We start from the raw sequence: 10,559 nt of genomic DNA, 5'->3' as shown, positions 1-10,559 counted from the left end.
CTCAAACGCCGGACGGGCTGAGTGATACGGGCCCGGAGTGATACGGGCCAGGGTGGGGGGGTGGGGGGTACGGCCCCCCGAGGCTCGTCCTCAAACGCCGGACAGGCTGAGTGATACAGGCCCGGGCGGGGGGCTCGACCCTGGACTCGTCCTCAAGCACCGGACAGGGTGGAAGTGCGAACCAAAGCGGGTGGGGCATCGACCCCGGACCCGTCCTCAAACACCGGACACGGTGGAAGTGCGAACCAGAGCGGGTGGGGCATCGGCCCCGGACCTGTCCTCAAAACCGGACAGGGTGGAAGTTGCGGGCCGGGGTGGATGGGCGAGGGGATCCGGGCTCGTTCTCGAACACCGGGCGAGCCGAGGTTTTTGGGGGGCGCGGGGAACTGCGCGACCAGCCCCCACGCACCCGCAGCCGAACAAAACCCGGCGGGGTGGGTGAGATTCGGCCCGGACTCGCAACGCCGGGCGGACCCAAGCTTTCAGGGGCGCGGGGAACTGCGCGACCAGCCCCCGCCCACCCGCACTTCGATCTCTACCGGCTGCCGACTCCGCCGGCTCTACTGGTCCGACGAGAAGCGGAGCGCCCCCGCTGGGATCTTGGCCTCACACCAGACTCTTACGCCCTCGCGGAGTTCGTTGTCGGGGCCGACCACCGCGCCGTCGCCGATGACCGCCCCCGAGACGATGGTGCGTTCGCCGATGTGGGCGCGGGCGCCGACGAGGGAGTCGGTGATGACGGCGCCGGGTTCGACGACCGCGCCCGCCAGGATCGCGCTGCCGGTGATGCGAGCGCCCTCGCCGATGTGCGCGCCGTCGCCGACGACCGTGCCGCCGGTCAGCTTGGCGTCGGGGGCGACCCTGGCCGTGGGCAGGACGAGACGGTCCCCGCAGCGGCCCGGGACGGCCGGGGAGGGGGCGCGGCCCAGGACGAGGTCCGCGGAGCCTCGTACGAAGGCCTGGGGGGTGCCCAGATCGAGCCAGTAGGTGGAGTCCACCATGCCCTGGAGGTGGGCTCCGGTGGCCAGGAGGTCGGGGAAGGTCTCGCGTTCCACCGAGACCGGGCGGCCGGCCGGGATCGTGTCGATGACCGAGCGGCGGAAGACGTACGCCCCGGCGTTGATCTGGTCGGTGACGATCTCCTCGGGGGTCTGGGGCTTCTCCAGGAAGGCCGTCACACGGCCCGTCGCGTCCGTGGGGACCAGGCCGAACGCCCGGGGGTCCTCGACACGGGTGAGGTGGAGGGAGACGTCCGCGCCGGTCGTCTCGTGGGTCGCCACCAGGGCCCGGATGTCCAGGCCCGTCAGGATGTCGCCGTTGAAGATCAGGACCGGCTCGTCGGGGCCGGAGTGCAGGCGCGCGGCCACGTTGCGGATCGCGCCGCCCGTGCCGAGGGGCTCCTCCTCGGTGACGTACTCGAGGTGGAGGCCCAGCGCGGAACCGTCGCCGAAGTACGGCTCGAAGACCTCGGCCAGGTAGGAGGTCGCCAGGACGATGTGCTCGACGCCCGCCGCTCTCGCCCGCGCCAGCTGGTGCGTGAGGAACGGGACCCCGGCCGCCGGAACCATCGGCTTGGGGGTGTTCACCGTGAGCGGGCGCAGTCGGGTGCCTTTGCCCCCGACCAGGAGGATCGCTTCTGTCACCTGTCGTCTCTGCTTCCTGCCGGGACCGGCCGAAGGATGATTCGGCCGGCCAGTGTATGCAGTCCGTAGTAAGAGGCCTTCGACGGCAGTGGGGTGTCCTCGATGGCTCCGCGCAGACCTCAGCGGCCCTGGTAGCGGGCCGCGGCCGTTCTGGCCGAGCCGAGTTTGCCGTACAGGAGCTTCCCCGGGCACTCCGTGGCGAACCCGTCCCGATGGCCGGAGATCACGTTCAGTCGTACGTTCTTACCTTTTCGGTAGAGATTGCCACCGCCGGACTTCAGGTATGTCTTGCCGCGCGGATCGGCTCCGGAGAGACCGAGCTTCCATGCCGCGAGCCGCGCGATGGCGGTCACCGCGGCGGCGGCCGGCTTGGTGTTGCCGAAGCTGCCGAGGACCGCGATCCCCATGGTGTCGTTGTTGAAACCGCGGGTGTGGGCACCCATGACGGGCTTCACCACGCCCCCGGCACGGCCTTCGTAGATGCTTCCGCACTTGTCTACGAGGAAGTTGTAGCCGATGTCGCGCCAGCCACTGCTCACCACGTGGTAGCGGTAGATACTGCGGATGAGCGAAGGGGCTTGGGAGCAAAGGTAGTTGTTGCCCGAGGCCGTGTGGTGCACGAAGGCGGCCTTCACCTTTTTGGTGTACACGAAACCGCCCTCGCGCAGGCTCTCGTCCGCGCCCCAGCCGCGCCGGGTGACGATGCGTGGGCGCTCACCGATGTACGGCTCCACGAGCGGGGCGCCGTCGCGGAGGGCCGGGAGCTCGCGCTCGGTCTCGGCCCTGGACAGCGCCGGGATCTCCGTCGCGCCGAACGGGGCGAGCTCGGCGTTGGTGGCGAAGGTGGCGTACGTCTGGGCGCTTTCCGCGCCCGCGCTCCCGTCGCCCGTCAGTGCGCCCCGGGGCGCGGGTTCCGCGCCGGGGTCGACGAGTTCGATGTGCATGCCTCTGGGAAGCGGCGACTCGCCGGGTGCCGTGGCTCTTTCGTCCACCTGTGCCTGGACGCGGACCTCGACCCCGTCCGAGTCGCCCACCCACAGCGGCGCCGTGGAGCCGCGCACCCGGCCCGAGCCACGCTCGGCGGTGTCCGGGTCGGCCGCGTGCTCGTGGTTGTGGGTCTCGATGTCCTGCCAGCCGGACCAGCGGTTGGCTCCGGTGGCGCGGGTACGGACCTGGACGCGGCCGCGCAGTTCGGTGTCGGGGTCGTCCCAGACGACCCCGACCAGCGAGAACGACCGTACGCTCCGCCTGCCGAGGCCCTGTTCGGGCGCGGCGGGTCCGAGCGAGCGGTCGCCGGAGAGCGGGACCAGGGGGAGGGACTGGGTGCTGCCCGTCACGGCGGGCTCGGTCCTCGACGCCTGGGGTCCGGCCTGAGCCGGTGTGGACAGGGCCAGCGGAAGAGTGAGTGCGGCCGCGCAGGTGACGCCGACCGAGGAAGCAAGGATTCCATGCATGCCCCCGATCGTGGACATAGTCATACATATCTGTCCATTGCGGATTTGACGGACCGTCGGGTCACGCTCCGCCGAACCGGTGGCGCGGGTGCCGCGTCCCACCGGACACCCCCGCGTACGCTTGCGCGCGTGAACGCCACCGACCGCACCCCTGCCGACCTGCTGCGATCCGCGCTCGCCGCGGACCCCGCGCGCCCCCTGGTGACCTTCTACGACGATGCCACGGGCGAACGTGTCGAATTGTCCGTCGCGACCTTCGCCAATTGGGTGGCCAAGACCGCCAACCTCCTCCAGGGCGAGTTGTCCGCCGAGCCCGGCGACCGGGTCGCGTTGCTGCTGCCCGCGCACTGGCAGACGGCGGTGTGGCTGCTCGCGTGTTCCTCGGTGGGGGTCGTCGCGGATGTCGGGGGCGATCCCGGTGCCGCCGACCTCGTCGTCGCGGGGCCCGACGCGCTGGAGGCCGGGCTCGCCTGCTCCGGCGAGCGCGTCGCCCTCTCGCTCGCGCCGCTGGGGCGCCGCTTCCCGACGCCGCCCGCCGGGTACGCCGACTACGCGGTCGAGGTGCCGAGCCAGGGCGACCGCTTCCAGCCGTACGCGCCGGTGGACCCCGAGGAGGCCGCGCTGATCGTCGCCGGGGCCGAGCACACGGGGGCCGAGGTCGTCGAGCGGGCCCGGGCGGAGGCGGCCTCGCTGGATCTGACGGGGCCCGGGTCGCGGATCCTGTCCGCGCTGCCGTACGACACCTGGGAGGGGCTGAGCGCGGGGTTGTACGCGCCCCTCGCCTCCGGGGGGTCCGTGGTGCTCTGTCGTCATCTGGAGCAACTGGGCGAGGACGCGTTGGCCAAGCGGATCGAGAGTGAGCGGGTGACCTCGACGGTTCGGTAGTCGCCGGCCGCCGTCCGGGCCGGCCCGTGGGTGCCGGTCGCCTGTCGGCGCGGCCCCGTGAGTGCCGGCCGCCTGTCGGCGCGGCCCCGTGAGTGCCGGTCGCGCCCGCCGCCCCGCTGCGGATCCGTACCTGCCGGGGCCCCGCGTCCCTGACGGGTCCCGTCACCCGTTCGGCCCCTTATCTGCCGCCCTCGCCGGTCCTCCGAGCCATGGTCGTAGGAGCACCGCACGCCCGCACGCCATGAGGGGTGGACTCCGACGTGACCGACAGGACAGGGCCGGGAGCGGGGGCTTCGCCCACCGGTGCCGGGCTCGTACGACGGCGACGGCGACGCTGGGTGCAGTACTCGGCGCTCGGTGTCGCCGTCGTGGTCCTCGGTGCCGTCGGCGTCGGCCTGGTCGCGTACGAGAAGCTGAGCCGGAACATCACGGCCGACGAGGAAGCCGCCGCCGAGCTCGCCCGCTACGAGAAGGAGCGGCCCACCGCGCTGGTGCGCGACGCGCAGAACATCCTGCTGATCGGGTCGGACTCGCGGTCGGGGGACGGGAACAACGAGTACGGCCGGGACTCCGGGACCGAGCGCTCCGACACCACGATCCTGCTGCACCTCTCCGCGAACCGGCGCAGCGCCACCGCCGTCTCCCTGCCCCGCGACCTGATGGTGGACCTGCCGAGTTGCCGGCGTCCGGACGGCACCCGTACCCGGCCCATGCTCGCGATGTTCAACTCCGCCTTCGAGGTGGGCGGTTCGGCGTGCACGATCCGGACCGTCGAGAAGCTCACGAACATCCGTGTCGACCACCACATGGTCGTCGACTTCCACGGGTTCAAGGACATGGTCGACGCCGTGGACGGCGTGGAGGTGTGTCTGAAGGAGCCCATCGACGACAAGGCGGCCAGGCTGAAGCTGCCGGCCGGCAAGGTCGTGCTCGACGGCGAACAGGCCCTCGGCTACGTCCGCGCCCGCAAGAGCATCGGCGACGGCAGCGACACCGACCGGATGGAGCGCCAGCAGCGGTTCCTCGGCGCGCTCGTCAACAAGGTGCAGAGCAACGACGTCCTGCTCAATCCGGCACGGCTCTATCCCGTGCTCGACGCGGCCACTTCGTCGCTCACCACGGACCCGGATCTGGCGAGCCTGCGCGGGCTGTACGACCTGGTCCGCGGCATGCGCAATATCCCCACGGAACGTGTCCAATTCCTGACGGTGCCCCGAACGTCGTACGCCTACAACGCCAATCGCGACCAGCTCGTGAAACCCGCGGCCGACAAACTCTTCGCCCTGCTGCGCGCGGACGCTCCGGTGGCGGTCGCGAAGGACCTTCCGACGGACCCGCCGAGCGGCCTTCCGACGGACCCGCCGAGCGGCCTTCCGACGGACCCGCCGAGCGGCCTTCCGACGGACCCGCCGAGCGGCGTTCCGACGAGTCTTCCGACGGACCATCCGGCGGATTCCCCTGCGAAACGCAAGAACTCGTACGAGGGCGGTGGCGAAGGTACGTACGACTCGGCATTCGACTACGAAGAGGAGTCGCACGGCAACGGGAAGTCGAGGGGAAAACGGCCCGCCACTCCCACACCCGCGCCGACTTTCCGCGGGAACACGGCAGCCGAGGACGCCTGTAGGTAAAGCGTGCGCCAAGGCGGGAACTGCCGAGCTGAGAAGTCTCCGAGAAATAGGGCGGATTGCCCAGTTGTAGGAAGGTGGAATTTGTCACCACCGTCGCTCGACCCTGAACCGGCCGGATAGTGTGAGCGATCCGGTGCACCCGACCACGAGGTCCGTCCTGGGGGTCGCGCACCGCTGACCGAGACCCGAGCGCTCTTTGAGGGGGAAGAGCGCCGCGTGGCCCCGACGGAGGATTCAGACAACCGTGGACGCGCAAGGCCGTGGGCGGGCGGACAACATCGACCCCGCAGACCAGTGGGTACTCAACCCGAACACCGGCGAATACGAACTGCGACTGAGCCCTTCCGCTCCGCAGTCGGGAGTCCCGAGACCGCGTCGGGGTACCCCCGCGAATGCGGGACCGGGAGCGGGGGCAGCACGCAGGGCGCCGGAACGAGAGAGTCCGGCGGCTCCCGGCCCCGATGTGCCCGGGCCGCGCCGGCGCCGTGGCGCGCCGGCCGAGCCGCCGCCGGGCCGCCGCAAGGGGCGGACGAAGCCGAAGAAGTCGAAGGCAAAGAAGATACTGCTGTGGACCGGCGGCACGATGGCCTTCGTGCTGGTCGCCGTCTCGGCCGCGGGGTATCTCTACCTCAAGCACCTTGAGGGCAACGTCAGCACGACGGACGTCGGCAGCGCGGGCAAGAAGGGCTTCAGCAAGGACGAGGCCTTCAACATCCTGATCATCGGCACCGACAAGCGCACCGGCAAGGGCAACGAGGGCTACGGCGACGCGAACAGCGTCGGGCACGCCGACACCAATATCCTGCTGCATGTCTCCAAGGACCGTACGAACGCGACCGCGTTGAGCATTCCGCGTGACCTGATCGTCAATGTGCCGGACTGCCCGACGAAGCAGGCGGACGGCACCACCAAGGACATCCCGGGCACGCAGAACGTCCGCTTCAACATCAGCTTGGGGCAGGCCGGCCGCGACCCGGGCTGCACCATGCGTACGGTGAAGGAGCTCACCGGCATCTCGGTGGACCACTTCATGATGGCGGACTTCAACGCGGTGAAGACGCTGACGACGGCGGTGGACGGCGTCGAGGTCTGTCTCGCGCACGCCGTCAACGACAAGGATTCGCACCTCAAACTGCCCGCGGGCAAGAGCACGGTCAAGGGTGAGCAGGCGCTGGCGTTCGTCCGCACCCGCCACAGCTGGGGCAACGAGGGCGACCTGGACCGGATCAAGGTGCAGCAGCAGTTCCTGGGCTCCCTCATGCGCAAGATGAGCTCCAGTGACACCCTCACCAGCCCCACCAAGCTGATCAGCCTGGCCGAGGCCGCCACCAAGGCACTCACGGTGGACACGGGCATAGGAAGCGTCAGTACCCTCAAGGACGTGGCCCTGCAGCTGAAGAAGGTGCCGACGAAGAACATCAGCTTCGTAACGGTGCCGGTGCTCGACAACCCGGCCGACGGCAAGTACCACAAGACGGTCATCGTCAATCCGGCCTCGGCCCCCGACGTCTTCGACGCGATCAAGAACGACGTCTCCTTCACCGCCGTGAAGCAGAAGGAGAAGAAGGAGAAGGCCGCGGTCGCCGCGCGCCTCAAGGGCACCCGTTCCGCCGCCGCCGACATCCGCGTCGACATCTACAACGGCGGCGCCCCGGCGGGCAGCGCACAGGAGACTCTTAACTGGCTGCAGATTACTGAGGGCGTGCTCAAGTCCAGCCAGCTCGGTAACGCCGACGCAACACTGAGCAAGACGACCCTGGAGTACTCTCCCGACCAGGCCGATCAGGCGCGCAAGCTGGCGGACCTCATGGGCCTGTCCGCTTCGGCGTTGAAGCCTGGCAAGAGCGAGAAGAACTCACAGGGTCTGCCCGCGATCGTGCTGACCCTGGGCAAGGACTTCAAGGGCGCCGGGGTGTCGTTGAGCACTCCGACCAAGGCACCTGAGGTCGACAAGTCCACGGCGGACAAGACAGTGTGCGCCAGTTGATGGCCTGACGGGTCCGTCAGACGTCCAACAGGACGCGGGGGCGTCCGGGCCGGACGCAGGCAAGGGGTGTCCGGCCGGACGCGGGACGGACCCGTTTGTCAGGCGCAGGGCGGGGAGGGGCAGGGAGATGGCGCGAAGCAGTGTGCGTGGGGAGGGGGCTCGACCACGTGTCCGACAGGCCGACGATCTGGGCTGGGACGACAGTCTGTACAACGAGAACGGCAATCCCACGAACAAGGATGACCGGGGTGCCAAGGGCAAGCAGAGCAGCGAGGGCGACGGAAGCGGCGGGCCTCGGCGCGGGGCCGGGGACGGCGGGAGCCCACGGCGCAGACGCCGCATGCTGCGCTGGTCGGCGTCGGTCCTGGCGCTTCTGATACTTGGCACCGCGGGCGCCGGTTACCTCTACTACCAGCGCCTGAACGACAACATCAAGAAGGACGACCTGAACCTCGGCGACGAGAAGGACCGGGCGGCCAAGAGCAAGGCGAACGCGGCCGGGCAGACTCCCCTGAACATCCTTCTGATCGGCTCGGACGCCCGGGACACCAAGGAGAACCAGGCGCTCGGCGGCGCCAAGTACGACTTCAACGGCACCCCGCTCGCGGACGTCCAGATGCTGCTGCACCTCTCCGCCGACCGCAGCAATATGTCGGTGATCAGCATGCCGCGCGACACCCTGCTGAAGATGCCCAAGTGCACGGACCCGGACACCAAGAAGGTCTACCCGGCGACCGTCGGGCTGGTGATGACCAACACCTCGCTCGGGCGCGGCGGTCCGGGCTGCACGGTGGCCACCTGGGAGAAGCTCACCAAGATCCACATCGACCACTTCATGAAGATCGACTTCTCGGGTGTGGTGTCGATGGCGGACGCGATCGGCGGCGTCCCGGTCTGCGTGGACGCCAACCTCTACTCCAAGGACAGCCAGGGCCACGGCTCCGGGCTGAAGCTGAAGGAGGGCACCACCTCCGTCAAGGGCACGCAGGCCCTGGCGTGGCTGCGGACGCGGTACGGCTTCGAGGAAAACACGGACATCGCCCGGACCAAGGCCCAGCACCAGTACATGAACTCGATGGTCCGCCAGATGCGCGAGAACGCCACCATCAGCAACCCCGGCAAACTGCGCAGCCTCGCGGAGACGGCCACCAAGGCGCTGACCGTCGACAAGGGCCTGGGCAGCGTGCTGAAGCTCTACGACCTCGGCAACGAGCTGAAGAAGGTCGAGCCGAAGCGCATCACGATGACCACGATGCCCTGGCAGTGGGCCGTGTCGGACAGCAACCGCGTGGAGCCCAAGCCGGTCGAGGCCGAGCAGCTGTTCCGCCTCGTCCGTGAGGACATCGCGCTCGACGGCAAGGACAAGAAGAAGACGGCGACCGCGGTGAAGGCCTCCACGGACCCGGCCGCCGCGGACGACCAGATCGGGGTGACCGTGCAGAACGGCACCCGCACGGCCACGCTGGGCCCGGTCGGCGGACGCGCGCGCACGGTGTCCCAGCTGCTCGTCGGCAAGGGCTTCACCAAGGCCGAGGCGGACACCTCGGCGGCGACCGTCGAGGAGACGACGGTGATCCGCTACCCGAGCGCCGACCTGCAGGGCGATGCCCAGGCGGTCGCCAAGGCGCTGGGGGTCCCGCTGAGCGCGGTGAAGAAGTCGACGGACGTCTCGGGCGTCACGCTCGTGGTCGGTGCCGACTGGCGCGAGGGCACGGCGTACAAGGCCAAGGCGCAGGACAACACGACGCCGGAGTCCGCGGACGTGCTCAACGGCGCCAAGGCCGACGCCTGTATGCACGTCAACAAGGACTACACCTGGTCGTAGGCGGTTGGTGGAAAGCAGTTGGGCCCCTCTCGACCTCGAGAGGGGCCCAACTGCTCATGTATGGAGCTCAGTTGGCGGGTTCCGTGGAGCCGAGCACCGCCGGGCGGCGGGAGGCTATGACCTTCTTCGCCAGCGCCTTCGGGCTGGTGAGGAAGCCGAAGCCCCACGACATGTGCATGGTCGCGAGGGCGACGGGGATCTGCAGGCGGGCCTTCAGGGGCAGCCCCTTGCCCGCGGGCAGCGAGCCCGCGGCTATCGCCGCGAGATAGCCGCCGGGAATCAGGAAGCCCCAGGGCGTCAGCGCCACGCCCACCACGACGCCCGCCGCGATCGCGCACACGGCGGTCGGCGGGGCGAGATAGCGCAGGTTGATGGAGCCCTCGTGATAGCGGGCGACGACATGGCGCCAGCGCCCGTAGTCCTTGTACTGCTTGGCGAGCGCCTTGACCGAGGGCCGGGGCCGGTACGACACCTTCAGCTCGGGCGAGAACCAGATGAGGCCGCCCGCCTCCCGGATCCGGAAGTTCAGCTCCCAGTCCTGGGCGCGGATGAACTCCTCGTTGTAGCCGCCCTGACGCTCCAGGGCCTCGCGCCGGAAGACACCGAGGTACACGGTCTCGGCGGGAGCGGCCTCGCCGCCCGTGTGGAAGGCGGCGTTCCCGACCCCGATCTTCGAGGTCATCGCGGCGGCGACCGCGTGCTCCCAGTCGTTCTCGCCCTCGGCGTGCATGATGCCGCCGACGTTCTGCGCGCCGGTCTCCTCCAGGAGGCGTACGGCCGTCGCGATGTAGTTCGGCGAAAGCATGCCGTGCCCGTCGACGCGTACGACGACGGGATGCCGGGACGCCTTGATCGCCGCGTTCAGCGCGGCCGGGGTGCGACCGGTCGGGTTCGGGACGGTGTGGACGCGCGGGTCTTCGCGTACGAGTTCGGCGGCGATCTCCTCCGTACGGTCCGAGGACGGACCGATGGCGATCACCACCTCCATCTCGCCGTCGTACTCCTGCGCCAGGATCGCTTGGACGGCCCCGCGCAGATGCCGCTCCTCGTCGAGGACGGGCATGATCACAGAAACGGCGGGGGGCCGCACGTCAGACTTCTCGCTCATCGGACGTCACGTTACCGCGAATGGGG

At 69.7% G+C, this 10,559-nt stretch carries 7 protein-coding genes; 4 read left to right on the top strand and 3 right to left on the bottom strand.

Annotated features, from left to right (window positions below):
• Positions 1 to 560 precede the first annotated feature (560 nt).
• Both ABZ656_RS39935 and ABZ656_RS39930 read right to left on the bottom strand, forming a co-directional pair.
• Positions 561 to 1,643: an NDP-sugar synthase gene (locus tag ABZ656_RS39935; protein WP_101404823.1), complete on the bottom strand. Its 1,083-nt coding sequence runs from the start codon at positions 1,641 to 1,643 to the stop codon at positions 561 to 563.
• A gap of 119 nt (positions 1,644 to 1,762) precedes the next feature.
• A complete protein-coding gene (locus ABZ656_RS39930) occupies positions 1,763 to 3,097 on the bottom strand; it encodes a peptidoglycan recognition protein (protein WP_360274974.1) in 1,335 nt (444 codons plus the stop codon).
• 129 nt (positions 3,098 to 3,226) lie between these two features.
• Here ABZ656_RS39930 and ABZ656_RS39925 point away from each other — a divergent pair, with 129 nt between their 5' ends.
• The 4 genes from ABZ656_RS39925 (at position 3,227) to ABZ656_RS39910 (ending at position 9,425) form a co-directional block, all read left to right on the top strand.
• Positions 3,227 to 3,982: a TIGR03089 family protein gene (locus tag ABZ656_RS39925; protein WP_360274971.1), complete on the top strand. Its 756-nt coding sequence runs from the start codon at positions 3,227 to 3,229 to the stop codon at positions 3,980 to 3,982.
• A 260-nt stretch (positions 3,983 to 4,242) separates the two neighbouring features.
• The gene (locus tag ABZ656_RS39920; protein WP_360274968.1) at positions 4,243 to 5,613 is read left to right on the top strand and encodes an LCP family protein; all 1,371 of its coding nucleotides are present in this window, start codon (positions 4,243 to 4,245) and stop codon (positions 5,611 to 5,613) included.
• Positions 5,614 to 5,857: 244 nt separating this feature from the next.
• Positions 5,858 to 7,600 carry an LCP family protein gene (locus ABZ656_RS39915; RefSeq protein WP_360274965.1) on the top strand — a complete coding sequence of 581 codons (1,743 nt, stop codon included), beginning with the start codon at positions 5,858 to 5,860 and terminating at the stop codon, positions 7,598 to 7,600.
• A 127-nt stretch (positions 7,601 to 7,727) separates the two neighbouring features.
• Positions 7,728 to 9,425, top strand: coding sequence for an LCP family protein (locus tag ABZ656_RS39910; RefSeq protein WP_360274962.1), 1,698 nt, complete (start codon positions 7,728 to 7,730; stop codon positions 9,423 to 9,425).
• A gap of 67 nt (positions 9,426 to 9,492) precedes the next feature.
• Here the strand turns inward: ABZ656_RS39910 and ABZ656_RS39905 are convergent, their stop codons facing one another.
• Positions 9,493 to 10,533, bottom strand: coding sequence for a glycosyltransferase family 2 protein (locus ABZ656_RS39905; protein WP_101404817.1), 1,041 nt, complete (start codon positions 10,531 to 10,533; stop codon positions 9,493 to 9,495).
• Between the last annotated feature and the right edge of the window lie 26 nt (positions 10,534 to 10,559).

The sequence above is a fragment of the Streptomyces sp. NPDC007095 genome (genome assembly GCF_040634475.1).
Classification (GTDB): domain Bacteria; phylum Actinomycetota; class Actinomycetes; order Streptomycetales; family Streptomycetaceae; genus Streptomyces.
Note: the sequence above shows the minus strand (reverse complement) of the source record. Positions and strands in the feature narration are given on the sequence as shown.